At 42.5% G+C, this 15,867-nt stretch carries 12 protein-coding genes; 6 read left to right on the top strand and 6 right to left on the bottom strand.

What is annotated here, in order from left to right; all coding sequences use genetic code 11:
* The first annotated feature begins 39 nt into the window (after positions 1–39).
* On the top strand, positions 40–1,533 hold the full coding sequence (locus PN466_RS21865; RefSeq protein ID WP_271943955.1) for a sugar transferase: 1,494 nt from the start codon (positions 40–42) through the stop codon (positions 1,531–1,533).
* Here PN466_RS21865 and PN466_RS21860 read toward each other — a convergent pair whose 3' ends face one another.
* From PN466_RS21860 to PN466_RS21845, 4 genes are all read right to left on the bottom strand, one after another.
* Positions 1,534–2,340 carry a WecB/TagA/CpsF family glycosyltransferase gene (locus PN466_RS21860; protein WP_271943952.1) on the bottom strand — a complete coding sequence of 269 codons (807 nt, stop codon included), beginning with the start codon at positions 2,338–2,340 and terminating at the stop codon, positions 1,534–1,536. It lies immediately after the preceding gene.
* Positions 2,341–3,417, bottom strand: a complete 1,077-nt coding sequence (locus PN466_RS21855) for an NAD-dependent epimerase/dehydratase family protein (protein ID WP_271943948.1) — start codon at positions 3,415–3,417, stop codon at positions 2,341–2,343.
* A gap of 33 nt (positions 3,418–3,450) precedes the next feature.
* On the bottom strand, positions 3,451–4,584 hold the full coding sequence (locus PN466_RS21850) for a glycosyltransferase family 4 protein (protein WP_271943945.1): 1,134 nt from the start codon (positions 4,582–4,584) through the stop codon (positions 3,451–3,453).
* Positions 4,585–4,646: 62 nt separating this feature from the next.
* Positions 4,647–5,534 carry a glycosyltransferase family 2 protein gene (locus PN466_RS21845; protein WP_271943942.1) on the bottom strand — a complete coding sequence of 296 codons (888 nt, stop codon included), beginning with the start codon at positions 5,532–5,534 and terminating at the stop codon, positions 4,647–4,649.
* 83 nt (positions 5,535–5,617) lie between these two features.
* Here PN466_RS21845 and PN466_RS21840 point away from each other — a divergent pair, with 83 nt between their 5' ends.
* The 4 genes from PN466_RS21840 to PN466_RS21825 all read left to right on the top strand — a co-directional run bounded on the left by PN466_RS21840 (position 5,618) and on the right by PN466_RS21825 (position 10,318).
* The gene (locus PN466_RS21840; protein ID WP_271943940.1) at positions 5,618–7,264 is read left to right on the top strand and encodes a glycosyltransferase family 39 protein; all 1,647 of its coding nucleotides are present in this window, start codon (positions 5,618–5,620) and stop codon (positions 7,262–7,264) included.
* An 11-nt stretch (positions 7,265–7,275) separates the two neighbouring features.
* Positions 7,276–8,208, top strand: coding sequence for a lysylphosphatidylglycerol synthase transmembrane domain-containing protein (locus tag PN466_RS21835; protein ID WP_271943938.1), 933 nt, complete (start codon positions 7,276–7,278; stop codon positions 8,206–8,208).
* A gap of 4 nt (positions 8,209–8,212) precedes the next feature.
* On the top strand, positions 8,213–9,199 hold the full coding sequence (locus PN466_RS21830; protein ID WP_271943936.1) for a glycosyltransferase family 2 protein: 987 nt from the start codon (positions 8,213–8,215) through the stop codon (positions 9,197–9,199).
* A 333-nt stretch (positions 9,200–9,532) separates the two neighbouring features.
* Positions 9,533–10,318, top strand: coding sequence for an LEVG family PEP-CTERM protein (locus tag PN466_RS21825; RefSeq protein ID WP_271943933.1), 786 nt, complete (start codon positions 9,533–9,535; stop codon positions 10,316–10,318).
* Positions 10,319–10,422: 104 nt separating this feature from the next.
* Here PN466_RS21825 and PN466_RS21820 read toward each other — a convergent pair whose 3' ends face one another.
* Positions 10,423–12,738 carry a GumC family protein gene (locus PN466_RS21820; protein ID WP_271943930.1) on the bottom strand — a complete coding sequence of 772 codons (2,316 nt, stop codon included), beginning with the start codon at positions 12,736–12,738 and terminating at the stop codon, positions 10,423–10,425.
* Between the two features lie 32 nt (positions 12,739–12,770).
* Positions 12,771–14,303 (bottom strand): SLBB domain-containing protein, encoded by a 1,533-nt coding sequence (locus PN466_RS21815; RefSeq protein ID WP_271943927.1) that lies wholly within the window; start codon positions 14,301–14,303, stop codon positions 12,771–12,773.
* A gap of 142 nt (positions 14,304–14,445) precedes the next feature.
* On the opposite strand from PN466_RS21815, the gene PN466_RS21810 reads away from it, so the two are divergent.
* Positions 14,446–15,834 carry an O-antigen ligase family protein gene (locus PN466_RS21810; RefSeq protein ID WP_271943924.1) on the top strand — a complete coding sequence of 463 codons (1,389 nt, stop codon included), beginning with the start codon at positions 14,446–14,448 and terminating at the stop codon, positions 15,832–15,834.
* The last annotated feature ends 33 nt before the right edge of the window (positions 15,835–15,867 follow it).

Here is a 15,867-nt window from a genome sequence, read left to right as displayed (position 1 = left end):
CAAGATTCCACCTGCGATCGAGGCAGCAAAGGTTAAATTATGTCAGATAATCTGCCCCAAACCCCTTACAAAACCCATAAATCACCCCATAATCATGTTGATTTGCGGGTTCCCACCATTGTAGGTCTGCGACGAGGACTGATCGTTGCTTGGCTGAGAATTCTAGCCTTTCTGTGCTTAGATACAGTGATGATTGCCTTGGCTTGGAAGAGTGCTAAGGTTATTGTTGAACGGGTTGATTGGTTAAAGCATGTTCCCTCTTTTCACTTATTAGCTTATACTCCAGAGCAACCTGGATTTTTGTTTCCGATTTTATGGATTACCCTAGGGATGATCGCAACGGGAGGATTATATGGCGATCGCCGCAGTCGTCGTCAATTTAGCACTTTACTTAGAAGTATTACCTTCGCTCAAGGCGTTTTAATTGTTATTGCTTTTATCTATCAACCAGGTCTGATTATTTCCCGGTCAATGTTTTTTCTATCCTGGTTATTCGTAATTTTATATGTCGGTATAGGACGGTTAGTTGCTGAAGCTACCATTACCAATCTTCGTCGCCATGGTCGAGTTCCTCGACGAATTTTCCTGATTGGAAATCCCAAAGATACCCTGATTGCCAAAATTGCCTTGAAATTAGATAGTAACAGAGAGTTTGCCATCGCTGGGCAACTAGATTTATCTCTACAGAAAACGACGAATCAGTGGTCTCATATTCTCGAAGAAATTCAATCTCTTGATGTCGGAGAAGTATTTTTCTGTTCATGGAATGTAGTGGGCAATATTATGCCCCTTTACTGGAGTTTGAAAAATGCGGGTATTGCGCTAAGGATTGTGCCGATTGGTCTAGAAGTGCCCCATCACAATCCGCAAATTGAAATGATTGGAGGAATGCCGAGTATTCAATTTCAGCCTCCAGGTTTATTGGGTAGTGATTTTTGGTTAAAGCGGGCATTTGATTTAGTCATATCTTCGCTGATTTTGCTCTTAGGTAGTCCTCTGTTTATTACTTTGGCGATCGCTATTAAACTAGACTCCCCTGGCCCAATCTTCTTTAAGCAAACTCGCATGGGTCTCAAAGGCAGACATTTTAAGGTCTGGAAATACCGCACCATGGTGGTTAATGCCGATGATTTGATGAAGGAACTGGAAGCTAAAAATGAAATTAAAGGTGGTGTTTTATTCAAAATGAAAGATGACCCCCGAATCACCAGAGTAGGTAAATTTTTACGGCGCTATAGCTTAGATGAACTACCACAAATTGTTAATGTTTTAATTGGAGAAATGAGTTTGGTCGGCCCCCGTCCTCTCCCGCTGCGTGATATTGAAGGATTTGCAGAACACCACTTTATGCGCCACAATGTTCTACCTGGCATCACTGGACTTTGGCAAGTTTCAGGGCGGTCAGATATCACAAACTTTGAAGATGCCTTTAAGTTGGATATGTCTTATATCAATAATTGGTCATTAGCTCTTGATTTTGAAATTTTATTGAAAACGGTACAAGTTGTTTTAGGGCGCAGGGGAGCATATTAATTAACCATACCGTAATTCTTGTTGTGGGGGTGTTGTACTCTCTGGATCGAATTTACGCCAGCCCAAAATTTGTAAACTTAACAGCCAAACATAATAGGGATTGAGGAAAACATAGCGTTTCCAGAGTCGTTTGGGTTCTTGAATAAGGCGATAGAGCCATTCTAAACCTACGGCTTGCAAGGAGGGTGGAGCTTGAGGTAAGAGTCCCGCATGGAAATCAAATGCTGCACCTACAGCTAAAAGAGGCATGCAAAGACTATCACGGTATTCATAAGCCCAAACTTCTTGGCGGGGGCATCCTAAACCGACTAAGGTAATGGCAGCTCCACTATCTTTTATGGTTTGGGCAATTGCCTGTTTTTCTTCTGTAGTCGTTTGCCGGAAGCGAGAGGGCTGAGAGCCAGCGATTTTGAGCTGAGGATAGCGATCGCCTAAATTTCGAGAAAAAGCATCTAAAACTTCTTGCCGCGACCCGTACAGATAAATGGGTAGCCCCTCCTGAGCTGCTCGCTCGCATACCCTCAGGGTTAAATTGGGGCCGTATACCCGGTCAGATAATCCCGCTTTGTGAATAAAATTCAACGCCCAACGCACGGGTTGCCCATCGGGACAAATTAAATCCATATGATTGAGTCGGAAGCGGTGGGTGTTATCGAGAACTCCCGTCATCACCCCGTGAACAGCTAGGGCAGAAACCGATAGTCCTTGTTTTTCTTTTGCGGCTTGAATAATTTGGGTAACGGCTCCCTCATAATCAATACTATTGACGAGAACGCCCAAAATATTCCGCTTTCCGGTATCAATCATTTAGACAGTCTCCTTTTCCCAGCGCTCTTGATTAAACTCATAAATTTCCCGCAAGATTTGAGGGACATCATACTGGTGTTTCCAGTTGGGATAGTGGTTGGCAAATTTAGCATTATCACTAATCCACCAAATATGATCGCCAATGCGATTGGTTTCAGAATACGTCCAATTTAATGCTTTACCCGTAATTTCCTGACAAATTTTAATCGCTTCGAGCATGGAGCAATTGCTATAGCGCCCGCCGCCGGTATTGTAAACTTCGGCAACCCGTGGCGCTTGGAAGAAGGCATCAAAGGCGTTAATTAAGTCTGCACTATGGATATTATCCCGAACTTGCTTACCCTTGTAGCCAAAGACGGTATAGGGTTTGCCAGTAACCGTACATTTCATCAAATATGCCAGAAACCCGTGCAGTTGGGTTCCGGAATGGTTAGGCCCAGTGAGGCATCCACCGCGAAAACAGGCGGTAGGAATCTGGAAATAGCGACCGTATTCTTGCACCAACACATCAGCAGCGACTTTAGACGCACCAAATAAACTATGGGTTGTTTGGTCAATGGACATATCTTCCCGAATACCGGTGTGATAGGTATGTTCGGGGTCAATTTCCCATCGAGTTTCTTGTTCAAGGAGGGGCAGACGGTTGGGAGTATCTCCATAAACCTTGTTGGTAGAAGTGAAGATAAAGGGTGCTTTCGGGGCAAAGTCACGGGTAGCTTGGAGTAAATTTAGAGTTCCGTTAGCGTTTACGGTAAAGTCCATGTGGGGATCGCGAGCGGCCCAGTCGTGGGAGGGTTGGGCGGCGGTATGGACAATGAGGGCAATATCTTTACTGTAGTCTTGGAAGAGTTTGGTGATCGCCTCTTGGTCGCGAATATCTAAATCTAAATGTTTGTATTGCTTCCCTAAAGAACTCTCTAATCTTTGGCGGTTCCAAGTGGTCGAGGCATCATCTCCAAAGAACACCCGTCGCATATCATTGTCAATACCGACGATTTCCAAGCCTTTCTCGGCAAAGAATTTAGAGGCTTCGGAGCCGATTAAACCGGCAGAACCTGTGATAATCGCGATACTCATAAGTTACTCCTAGAGGTAATCTATGTAATGGGCTTATCTGGCCATGACTGAGTTTATGGCTTCTACAAATTTTGAGGCCACAAATTCTGGAGTCATACTCTCAATTCTTTTTCGAGATTGTATTCGCATCTGCTCTAAAGTTTCTGGGGAAGTAGAGAGTGCTCGGTCGATGGCCTGATATATTTCTGAGGGGCGATCCGGTTGAAATACCCAACCGGTTTTTCCTTCTGTACATAATTCTTCTACGGCTTGAGATCCCAAACTTCCTAGAATAGGGAGTCCGGAGGCCATGGCTTCATTCACCACTTGCCCCCATTCATCAGCTAAGGTCGGAAAAACAAACATACCGGCTTGGGCATAAAGCTCTGGAAGTTGGTCATAAGCTATGTTACCGAAGAATTTGAGATGTAGGTTTTCGGGTACAGGTTGGGTTTCTAGAGGCGATCGCTCACTGCCATCTCCGACTAACCAAAATTCCAGCGATCGCTCTGGATAATTTTCTGCCCATTTTACCAATTCTCCCAGAAACCGTTGCATATTTTTACGTTCAATTAACTGACCCACAAATAAAAGTCGATAGGCTTCTTCCTGGCTTTTTTCCAGTCGAACACCCGAAAAATTAGAGGTATCTGTAGATTGAAAGGCTCGAAAAATTTTTTCTGAAGGAATCCCAAATCGGCGGATATATCTGGCGCCACTATCTCCATTGACTACAATACCATCTGCTTGAGGGATCAGCCAACGGCGCAACATTTCCCGCAGTTTACCCCGGCCTTGTTCAGTAGACTCTGAACATTTAGCCCAGATAATAAACTTAGTTTTTTTCCTCCATTTGCAATACAGAGCCGCTTGCAACGTTCGCATTCCCAGCTCGTGGGAAATAACAATATTTGGCTGATAGCTTCCCAGTACCCAAAACGTATCATAGGGGACATGAACATATAACGTTTCTGCGAACCCTTGGGGGTGATTCCAAGTGCGAATCAACGTAAATTTTCGTTGCACTTGAACATTTAGATCCCCCCAGTTTGACTGCCAAGGACGATTGGGTTCCATGGGAGTAGAAACCAAAATTTTTAAGTCCTGTAACTGGGTGGCAAGAGACTGATACAGGGGCAGCCGGTAGGGCGCGATAAAGTGGGTAAGAAAAGCAACTCTTTGACTCATAATAGCCCTAATTATCAAGCATTTACACGATCGCTTTCATTGCTCAGAGCAGTCTTAATCCATTATTTTTTGTTCGATTTAAAAACAGAAGATAATAAGAATTTGCGATAGGGTAGAACTGAGTAAATCGGCCACAGCATTCCTCCATGGCGTTTCATTAACAGTTTCCATTCTTCCCAAGGCTGTAGTGTAACACTTTCTAGAGCCAATCCTTTGGGGCAATTAATATTTTTTAATCCTTTTTGTAAAGTGGGAGTGCTTCCAGGAGCAGGTTTGGGGTTGCGAGCGCAAGTTCCTTGGTATCCGGGGGCCACCCAGACACTACAGCCCTTTTGTTTGGCCCGTAACCCATAATCCCAGTCTCCTGCATAATGGGTTAAGTCAGGGTCAAGATTACCGACAACCTCAACCACACTTTTGGGAATAAGGACAAAGTTACCACACATTAAATCGCATGGTTGTGGCTCTGATTCAGGAAGGACTTTTTTGCATTTGAAGGGAGGATAAAACCAGCCCAGTTGTCGATAACCGCCATAAGTCCATTCCTGGCTGTCGGGGTCTTGAGTAGAACCCGTAATAATTGCCTTTTCTTGCTGTTGGGCTGTTAATTTTTCATGAGTGATTAATAGGGTTTGCAGCGCGGAGGGATATAATACGGTATCGTCATTGAGCCACAAATAATAATCAGGGTTATCTTTCATGGCTTGGGTAAAAGCCAGTCGCATCCCTCCATTCCAAAATAAGCTACCATTTCCCCTAAAGATCTTCACTTGCGGATAAGTAGCAGCGATCGCCTCTGAAGTGCCATCCGTACTTCCATCATCGATTAAATAGACCACTAGAGACAAATCAGAGGACAAATCTTGAGAACATAGTGAACCTAAGCTCTCTAAAGTTTTGTCTTTCCGATTGTGGCAAGTCAGCAAGACAGCAATTGTTTTACAATTCATAACATTTGGAGCAGTAGCTTGCCAGGTTAGGGATATGACCACTATTATAAGACTATTCTAGTAATATTGTAAATTAATGACTTATGAAAAACAAGATTAAATTAGGAATTATAATCCTTCTAATACTAGGAGTGTTTTTCCGATTTTATCATCTCGACTACAAAATATATTGGCTGGACGAGACCTTCACTGCTCTAAGAGTTTCGGGCTATTCAGCACCGCAATTAGTGGAAGTTATCCCGAAAAATCAAATTCTCACCATACAAGATATTCAAAGATATTATCACCCTAGTCCCGATCGCCCATTTTCAGATGTTGCACAAGCCTTAGCTAATAATGCTGAACATCCCCCCTTATATTTTGTCATGCTTCGCTTTTGGCGTGAATGGTTTGGGAGTTCAGTTGCAGTAACCCGTAGCTTATCAGCACTGATCAGCTTGTTGGTATTCCCTTGTGTTTATTGGTTGAGTCTGGAGTTATTTCCATCTTCCAAAACTGGATTGATGGCAATGGGTTTACTCGCCATTTCTCCCTTTCAAGTCTTATATGCACAAGAAGCCAGACAATATAGCTTATTTGCAGTGGTGACCTTACTCTCTAGTGCTGCTCTGTTAAGAGCCATACGCTTACAAAATCAATCCCCTACCTCAATAAAACAGAATGGGTACAGTTGGGACATTTATGCAGTGAGTATTGTCTTGGGATTGTATAGTCATCTTTTGTTTGCGTTAGTATTATTTTCCCATGGAATTTATTGCTTGTGGTTAGAGCGATGGCGATGGACTAAAATAGTCAAGCGCTATATTATAGCCAACATCATGGGCTGGGTTGCTTTTATTCCCTGGATTGTGGTGATTATTCAGAAGTTAATTAGTGTTTTACAAAAAAGGTTAAATACAATTGAAACTATTCAAAATACAGATATTTTGCAAGCGAACATTTTGCAATCTCAATCTGGGAAACCACCCCTAAGTGTGTATCTACAAAGTTGGTTGGTCAATACCGCTAGGCAGTTTGTTGACTTTGGCTGGAGTTCAGCTACGTCATCTCTGACTATGAAATTATCTCTTCCCCTTCTACTCAGTATCGTTGTTCTAGTTATTTATGCTTTGTACTTTACTCAGAAAACTACAGATAGAAAAACATTTTTATTTGTAATTACGATTGTGTTTATTCCTTGGTTGATTCTGGCAATCTCCGATTTAATTTTTGGATCTACGAGATCGAATCTTCAACGCTATCTTATTCCCTCATCTCTAGGAATGCAAATAGCAGTCGCCTATCTTTTCTCAGTTCAGATGACTTCCCGAAAGCGATATCCAGTTAACCCATGGAAATTGATTACTCTCGTATGCTTTATACTGGGTATTGTATCTTGTGGTTTAAGTTCTCAATCTCAAGATTGGTGGAATAAACGCCCCGATTCTCATAGTTTAGAAGTGACGGCTATGGTCAATAGTAGTCCGAATGCTCTGCTGATGACTAGAAGTTATACAGCCATGCATTTAGGGTCTCTTAGCTATAGACTAGATCCGAACATAAAAGTATGGTTAATAGACGAGAGTTCGATCAAAATCCCCAAAGGATATGAAGAACTCTTGCTCTACGATCCTTCTAAAGAAATGATTCAACAAATTCAGTCAGTTTATGAATTAAATTTAGAGCCAGTCAGTAAAAGCAAAAATCGTCGGACTGATCTCAATTGGTTATGGCGTTTAAATCTGGTTTAAGTTAGATAATTATGAAACGTTTTCTTGAACGCTTAGTCTCAACTCTGAAACCTTACCTACGATGGTTTATTGTGGGGCTGGCGTTGTTTTTTCTGGCCAAAGCCTTCAAAGATCATTGGCAGGAGGTACTGGCAATCCGCATCAGTGGGTGGGGATGGATGAGTTTGGCGATCGCCCTTCTGATTACGATCGCCGCTCATATTTGGTCAGGCTGGATCTGGGGCTGGATTTTAGCCGAGTTCAACCAACGAGTTAAAGCCATTTGGAGCATTCAAACCTATCTGATCACCAATATTGGCAAATATTTGCCCGGTAATGTCTGGCACTTCTATGGTCGCATTCGAGCCGCTCAAAGTGTGGGTGTTCCAGGAGCGATCGCCATCCTCAGCACCCTAATGGAACCCCTACTCATGGCAGCTTCAGCCCTGATCCTAGCCGCAGGTGCGAGTCCTCAAAGCCGAGGACTGCTGCAAGGAGTAACTTTAGTCATCGTCTTGATAGGCGTTCATCCTCGGATATTGAATCCTATCCTCACTTTTCTCTCGAAAAAGAAAGCAAAAGGAGACCTAGCAGCCCAGGAGCAACCCTCAGCCGAATTAAAGCGCTATCCCTTAAAACCCTTACTCGGTGAAATGGGATTTCTCTTGATTCGAGGACTAGGATTTTTATTTGCCCTGGCAGCCCTATCGACCATAGAAATGGCGCAAGTTCCCCAACTCTTAAGTGCCTTTAGCTTTGCCTGGTTACTCGGCTTAGTCATTCCCGGCGCACCCGGAGGATTGGGAGTCTTTGAAGCCACAGCGATCGCCCTCTTGGATGGAGTCTATCCACCTGCTATCATCCTCAGTGGAGTCGCCTTATATCGGGTCATTAGTGTATTAGCAGAGGCGATCGGCGCTCTACTCGCCTGGCTTTATAAACAGTTTAGTCTCAAGAACCCCTAATCCTATGAATGCTTCCCCAACTCTGCCTACCGTTGAAACCACTCCTAAGCCCGAAATTTCCGTGATTGCTCCCATTTACAACGAAGTAGAAAGCCTGCCGCTATTGGTAGAGGCGATCTCCAAAATACTCCCCCAAACCCAACGCACCTACGAACTCATCTGCGTCGATGATGGCTCCAGCGACGGCTCCACAGAACTCTTAACCGAACTCGCCCACAAAACCCCCCATCTCAAAGCCGTTATTCTACGGAGAAATTATGGTCAAACCCCAGCCATGGCTGCTGGATTTGAATATGCCCAAGGAAATATTTTCATTACCCTTGATGCCGATCTTCAAAACGACCCCGCCGACATTCCCCTACTCCTAGAAACCATCGAACAAGGCTACGATCTCGTCAGTGGTTGGCGCAAACAACGCCAAGATGATGCAGTCACTAGGCTCCTACCCTCTAAAATCGCCAACTGGATCATCGGCAAAGTTACAGGAGTCCAACTCCATGACTACGGATGCTCCCTCAAAGCCTATCGCGCCGAAGTTGTCGCCGATATGAACCTCTATGGAGAACTCCACCGCTTCTTACCCGCCTTAGCCTTTATCGAAGGAGCCAGAATCACCGAAATTCCAGTACGCCACCATGCTCGGCAGTACGGCAAAAGCAAATATGGTCTAGGACGCACCTTCCGAGTCTTAATGGATCTCCTAACCGTTTGGTTTATGAAGACATTTCTCACCCGGCCCATGCACATCTTTGGCTCCATGGGCCTACTCTCGATGTTTGTGGGATTTCTGTTGGGGATCTACCTCACCATCCTCAAGTTCGGTTTTGGCGAAGAAATAGGCGGCCGTCCCCTACTCATTTTAGTCGTAGTCCTTCTCTTGACTGGCATACAGCTATTTTGCTTTGGTTTGCTCGGAGAACTCCTCATGCGAACCTACCATGAATCTCAAAATCGACCCATCTATAGAGTGCGATCCGTTATTCACCAGTAACCATCATCTTTTAGGACTGACCCCATAAATCTCTGTATCTTCCCAGGCTCCTCATGCCCATCAATGGGGCGTTTTCGTCTGGAATCTATTTTTCTCTCCTCACTTATACGGATCATTGCCAACGATATGGGGCTATCTAGGCCTCAGATCAGTATTTTTCCCGAATAACTACTTAAGTACACTCATAAGCCACCAGACTTCTACATCGGAACTTCAAATCAAAAATCCCCAATCTCTCTGATGCGAAGACCAGTCCCAGAGAACTATCGTAGAGGAAAGCAAAGAAAAGAGTATACAAACTTATCAACTCACACAGTTCTAGGAGACACAATCATGACCTCTCAATCTTTATCTGAAATTACCAAAAGAGTTAGTACAGTAGCAGCTGGAGCAGTAGCTTCCACTCTAGTTGCAGGGATGTTAGCTCCCTCCGCCTCCGCTAACCCTGGTAATCCTTTTACTGGTTTTGAAGGTGAGTTTGATACTGGTTTTGGATGTATTGAAGAGTGCCTGGACATGCCACTTGGATATATTCAAAGTGTAGAGAGTCTGGCCTGGGATGATGCGGAAAATCCAGGAACTCCTCAGCGCAGCCGCCTGTTCTTAGATGGGTTGGGAACCGCTAACGAGTACACCAATAACACGGAAACAGTTAACTTCGGTGAGAGTGACCTGGGAACTAACACCACAGGATACTGGTTCCGTGCTGTTGCTCCCAATGAAGAACAAGGACAACTCGAAGTTGGTGACTTCGAGTTCAACTTTACTGAAACCATTGATGAGCTGACAATTGATTTCTTCGATGTTGAAAACGGGTGGGGGACAACTGGCGTAACTCACGTGAATGGTCAGGAGGTTAATTCACTCTTCCATCGCAATGAGCTAGGGGATGAAGCCTTTTATGATAGTAACTTGTTGAGCTTGACCTTCACAGATGTTAGCTCCATTACTCTCTCTTTAGGAGCCGATTATGCAGGCCTCACCGGTGACGGAGTAGCCTTCCGCTTCCAAGGATTTGACGAGATTATTACTAAGGATGTACCGGAACCTTCTACTGTCCTTGGTTTAGGATTCTTAGCTGCGGCAAGCGCTTTAGGACTTCGCAAGCGTCGTAGCTAGTCGATTAGCTCCTTTCAAGTCAACGCTAATCTGAACTTCATTATAAGGCTTAATGGTTAATTTGTTATACCATTGAGCCTTTTGTGTTGTCTGCTCAAAGGTGATTACAACCTCGTTATACCTTCATCTAACCGTGTTGTAGAGGAAGGAGAGGAATAGTAGTGTTGATGATGAACTCTGGATGTTTTTGAGATACTATCTTGCACATCATTAGCTACAATGCCGAGGATGTTAGTTTTAGACGTTCTTCGTTCTTCTAGAGCTTGTGCAATCGCAGAACGCTCAGTTTTTCCAACTCGAACGACAAGTATCATACCATCAGTATAATCGGCGAGGATGTAGGGATCGGCTAATCCCACTAATGCAGGGGTATCGTAGATGACGAGATCGAAGAATCCCTGCAATTGTCCCATCAGGTATTGCATTTTCTGGGAGGAGAGAAGTTTAATCGGATCGGGAGAAATTTGACCGGCGCTGAGGAACAATAGGTTTTCTTCGATAGGGGAGGCTTGGATGACCTCATTGAGGCTCAGGTAGTTCACCACAGTATCACTGAGACCCTGTTTATTCTCTAGACCGAGGGATAGATGGAGTTGAGGAGAACGTAGGTTGGCATCAACGAGCAAAACTCGCTTACCAATGGCAGCAGCGGTTTGAGCGAGATTGAGAGCAACGGTAGATTTGCCATCTTCAGGACTAGCGGAACTGACGACAAGTGATCGAATGGCGTGATTTTTAGATCCCAGTAAGTTAATATTGGTATACAAAGAACGAAAAGACTCTACGAATAGAGCACTATATTCGGGTTGATACCACGTGCGATCGCCATACTTAGAGTTGACAAATAATTTATAAAATTGCCGTCGTTTTTTCTGACTTTCTTTCATCTGCCGATCAGTAGGAATCACTCCAAGAAGCTTTGTCTTTGTATCAATTTTTATCTCGTCAGGACTATGGAATACTGGATCTAAAATTTCTATAACTAATCCAATTGCAACTCCCAGTAGCATACTCAAGATTAAAGCTAGGGCCAGTTGCTTCCTAGTACTGACCTGAGATGTAGGTTTTAATTGTCCATTCGAGTATCTCAACAGTTTAGGGGGAGAAATAATTGACCAAGGAAAATCTCTTTGAGAAGCGTTTAATCTAAGCGTCTCTCGCTTTTCCAAAAATTCTTTAAGTGTATTTTTTTTAACCTCTAGAGAGGCTTCAATTTCCGAATACTGTCGGAGAATATCTGGAAAAATTTGTATTTTGCGATCCACTTCTTTCTGCGATGCTTCTAAAGATTTAATTCGGGATTCTAAAACTTCAATTTCACTACTTGCTGTCTCCAATTCTACTTGAGCAATATCCTGTACAGTGTTCATTACTCTTTCCTGTTTCTCTTGTAAGATTTTTATAGGAATACTATCTTCCCTAAACTGACTGAGTTTCAGTGAAAGTTGCACTTCGATTTGCTGATAATCTTCTAATATCGATTTATAAGCTTGATCTTTAAAGGTCAAAACACTAATTGGATTACCACTCTCAATTTGTCTTTTGAATGTTTCATAAAAACGTCTTTTACCCTCTAACTCCGCTTGATATTCCAGTTTCCTTTTTTTAATTAAAAGTGATTGCTCTGATAAACCACTAGCTTCTATATCAGGAAAGTTTATACCATTTTTTTGCCGAATATTTTGCAGTTGCAACTGATAATATTCAACTCTTTCTCTCAGTTCAGGCAACTGTTCATCAATAAAATCAACTCCCTTTTGTAGAGCGTCTATTCGTTCATCTAAAGAATATTGTAAAAATGCTTCGCTAACCTTATCTAAGACAAATAAAATTTTATCAGTATCACTATCTTCATATCGAACCAACATGATTTTAGTTCCTTCTTGCTTCCCATCTTTTTCATAACTTCTGCGACTAAGAACGAGTTTCGACTGCAAATTATTGTAATTAATTTCAGGGTATTCCTGCTGCAATTCCTCAATTAAAGGCTCCATCACTTTCGGGCTTTTGAGTACCCTAATCATTGTTTCATAATCAACCAAATCAGTGCTTTCAATGCGAAGTTTACCTGTAATATCAGCTAAGTCGGTATCTCCACCTGATTCACCTAGTAATAACAGTCGAGCGGAACGACCTTCTGCGGTTACTGGTTCGAGCAACAATTGTAGCCAACCTTCATAGGAGGGTACAGTTTGACGAGCCATCCAGACAAGGCTTCCTCCAGATAATACGCTCAATACAAAAGTTGCCGCCGCCATAATCCATACCCGACGACGCAATACAGATAACAACCAGGTAAGATCGATTGTTTGTTCTTCTGGAAACTCCTCAGCCCTAAAGGTTGCCATACCATTAAGGCTTGCTATTTCTGGGCGACCATTTTCTGAATAGGATGTAGGTATTTTTTTTGAGTTCGTCATAATCGATAAATTGCTGATTCATTATGGCTAGGTTAATTTTCTTCGGATTGAATAACGCCAATTCTAGCGAGTACCTCAAGAGTGCGTAGTGGGATACTCCATAATGAAAAAAGACGGTTAGCAGGATTGAGAGCGAGTTGAAGGGTATCAGAAAAGCGCGCTATCCCAGAACGACTGACAACAATGATGTCATTGTCTTGTAGGAATGGATTCGTTTGTTCATTGATATCTTGATTGAAATCAATCCCAATTTGGCGACTGATGACTTTCCCATTGGAGTTTAACCGTAGGAGTTGTACTCGGCTAGTTTTGGCTCGGCTGCCATTAAAACCACCGGCACGCAGTAATATTTGATTGAGAGAAGTACTCGGTGGCACCTCAAGGGAGCCAGGTGATCGCACTTCTCCAATCACACTCACTGTAATTGACTGCCGGGCAAAGTTGACTGCCGCTAATTCAGACACTTCTGCATTAGAAATTTCCGCTACTCTAGGAATGATAATTGAGTCTCCACTTTGAACAATGGTATCTTGAGTAATATCTCCATTATGCAACAACTCCCAAAAATCGAGTGGAATAATCAGCTCAGAACCCGTTTGAGTCTGGCGACGTAGCTTCATGTTACGAAGATCTGCCAAGGGTTTGATTCCTCCGGCTTCCTGAATAGCTGAGGAAACAGTAGGCAAGCTGATCACTGGGCTACCCGGTATGGCTAAGGTAATATGGTAGGAACCCGGGTTATGAACTTCACCGGCAACAACAATAGACTGTCTCTGATTGCGATCGGCTGAGAAATCAACTCTAGCCAGTTGCCATAGTTGTTTCAAGTTGACTTCAAATTGAGTGGGTACGAAGATTTTATCTCCACTGCGTATAGTTATATCTGTGCTGGAGGGATTGCCCTGAATCAACTGTTGCAGATCAACGTCGAGGGTTATTTCCTTCTGCTGGTTATCTTGCCAAATGGTTCGGGTAATCTTAATTTGACTGATATCTGCTGCTAGAGTTATTCCACCTGCTTCTTTAAGAACCTCGATTACGGTAGGGTATTGGATTCCTGGATTACCCCCTTCTCCACCAATCAGACTCACTGTGAAAGCACCAGGATTGGTAACTTCTCCAGCAACGACCACGTTCAATGGACTAGGAGAAACCAATCGAATCGTGATCACTGGATATCTCAGCACATCACTGTAGGCTTGAACTAGGGCTTCCCTAGCTTGAGCTAAGGTTAAGCGTCCAAGGCGTATTGAACCAATCAGAGGAAGTTCGATGAGGCCATCAACTGGGATTTGGTAGTTGCCGCTATATTCGGGGAGTTCTAAGATATCGATTTGGATGCGATCGCCCCCAACTAGAACATAAGCATTATCGGTGGCGATCGATGAATTTTCTGTTGATATAGGACTATTTCTTTCCTCAGAAGATTCCTGGATCGGCCAGTTCGGTTCTGTACCAGTGTGTTGAGCAACTGCTGGTAAGATGAGAGGAATTATTAACCCACATCCGACCCCCAAAGCGAACAGGGGGCGACAAAACTGAAAGTTTTTTGTATAAGTACCCATAGTCGGTCTCCCTCAGTTTATAATTGATCTCAATAATAGCCTATATAATCTCTACTATATTCTAGTCCTAATATTTTCCATGTAAATAATATCAAATATTCGCTATGAGTGACTTGCCATATTTCGGTTCCAATATTGAAAAATGAAAGAAGTTATCAAATCACTACTCGCTAATCCATTAATTGCACTCATGGTATTAGCCACGGGGCTGATCTATGTGGCCGTTTTTTTTCATTATATCAACAAGAGTAAAACAAATTCAGAGTGGTTTGAAAAATTGGTAGTGGGTGGTTTTATATTTGCACTGACTGATGTATCTATCTTACCCTTTAATAAATTAACTCCTAAAATATTAGCTGATAGAAAAGTGGGAATGATGACCGTATTCCTCCAGTTAGCAATCTATGGAGTTGTTTTATTTGTATCCTGGTCTCGATTTCGATCAACCTTAAGAAATATTGGAGATGTATTTGCAGTTTTTTTAGTTAAAGCTCCTTTTTTATCTCTTCTTTGTCTAATGATTGGGTTTTCTGCATTTTGGTCAAATGATTTTGTTCATACCTTGAAAAACAGTCTGGTTTATTTAGAAACAGCGATCGCAGCAGTTTATATCGGTAAGCAATACTCTTGGGCCGAACTATATAGTTTCATGCGTTGGGTAAACCTTGCAGTTTTGTTGCCTAGTATCTATTATGCCAATGTTGTTCCTTCAGTAGGGATTAATTCCAAAACTGGAGCATGGCAAGGAATTATGAAACATAAAAATATATTCGCTTTTGCTATGTCATTTACCATGGTAATGTGGCTAATTTATGGTATTTATAATCCCAAATATCGAAAGCAATCATTTGTGATTGCACTCCTATCTTTGTATGCAATGGACGGAGGCGAAAGTGGTGCGAGTAAAGTCTTATTCGTATGCATGATGTTTTTGACACTATATTTGAATTTTGTAAAAAAGTTATCTTCAAAATGGGCATTTACTTCAATTGTACTCTTTTTGATCGTCAGTACAAGCATAATGATTGTTGTGGTAGAGAATTTAGAATTTATTGTCGTTGATACTCTCAATAAAGATTTGACACTTACTGGAAGAACCTTGTTTTGGCCACTAGTGATCGAGGCAATTAACGAAAAACCTATATTAGGCCATGGAGTGGGGGGATATTGGCAAAGTTGGAAAAGTACAGCGGAAAACCCAGCAGGAAATGTCATTAATCCCAATGGTTGGATTCCTCCTCATTCGCACAATGGTTTTCTGGATATTGCAACGGATTTAGGATGGTTGGGAATGACATTATACATCTTTGCTTTTGTCAATACTTTGGCTAAAGCTGTAAGCTATTTAAGTAAAGATAAAATGCCGGAAGCAGGAATCCCAATAATTGTCTTGACTTTTACTTTGCTGACTAACTTGACAGAAACAGGTTTATTGGGAGTTAATCCTACTTGGTTTTGGTTTGTGGTTACAACAACTCGGTTGAGTTTAGACATGACGAAAAATATCCAGAAAAAGAATAATAGTTATTAGCCTTGTTTAAGCTAAATATTGTTGCAGTATCTG

It is taken from the genome of Roseofilum reptotaenium CS-1145, assembly GCF_028330985.1.
Lineage (GTDB): Bacteria > Cyanobacteriota > Cyanobacteriia > Cyanobacteriales > Desertifilaceae > Roseofilum > Roseofilum reptotaenium.
This window is presented reverse-complemented; position numbering and strand designations above follow the sequence as displayed.

Bases quoted from the DNA above. Each gene is read 5' to 3' on its own strand.
- PN466_RS21865 (WP_271943955.1), top strand. From the start codon at position 40: ATGTCAGATAATCTGCCCCAAACCCCTTACAAAACCCATAAATCACCC.
- PN466_RS21860 (WP_271943952.1), bottom strand. From the start codon at position 2,340: ATGATTGATACCGGAAAGCGGAATATTTTGGGCGTTCTCGTCAATAGT.
- PN466_RS21855 (WP_271943948.1), bottom strand. From the start codon at position 3,417: ATGAGTATCGCGATTATCACAGGTTCTGCCGGTTTAATCGGCTCCGAA.
- PN466_RS21850 (WP_271943945.1), bottom strand. From the start codon at position 4,584: ATGAGTCAAAGAGTTGCTTTTCTTACCCACTTTATCGCGCCCTACCGG.
- PN466_RS21845 (WP_271943942.1), bottom strand. From the start codon at position 5,534: ATGAATTGTAAAACAATTGCTGTCTTGCTGACTTGCCACAATCGGAAA.
- PN466_RS21840 (WP_271943940.1), top strand. From the start codon at position 5,618: ATGAAAAACAAGATTAAATTAGGAATTATAATCCTTCTAATACTAGGA.
- PN466_RS21835 (WP_271943938.1), top strand. From the start codon at position 7,276: ATGAAACGTTTTCTTGAACGCTTAGTCTCAACTCTGAAACCTTACCTA.
- PN466_RS21830 (WP_271943936.1), top strand. From the start codon at position 8,213: ATGAATGCTTCCCCAACTCTGCCTACCGTTGAAACCACTCCTAAGCCC.
- PN466_RS21825 (WP_271943933.1), top strand. From the start codon at position 9,533: ATGACCTCTCAATCTTTATCTGAAATTACCAAAAGAGTTAGTACAGTA.
- PN466_RS21820 (WP_271943930.1), bottom strand. From the start codon at position 12,738: ATGACGAACTCAAAAAAAATACCTACATCCTATTCAGAAAATGGTCGC.
- PN466_RS21815 (WP_271943927.1), bottom strand. From the start codon at position 14,303: ATGGGTACTTATACAAAAAACTTTCAGTTTTGTCGCCCCCTGTTCGCT.
- PN466_RS21810 (WP_271943924.1), top strand. From the start codon at position 14,446: ATGAAAGAAGTTATCAAATCACTACTCGCTAATCCATTAATTGCACTC.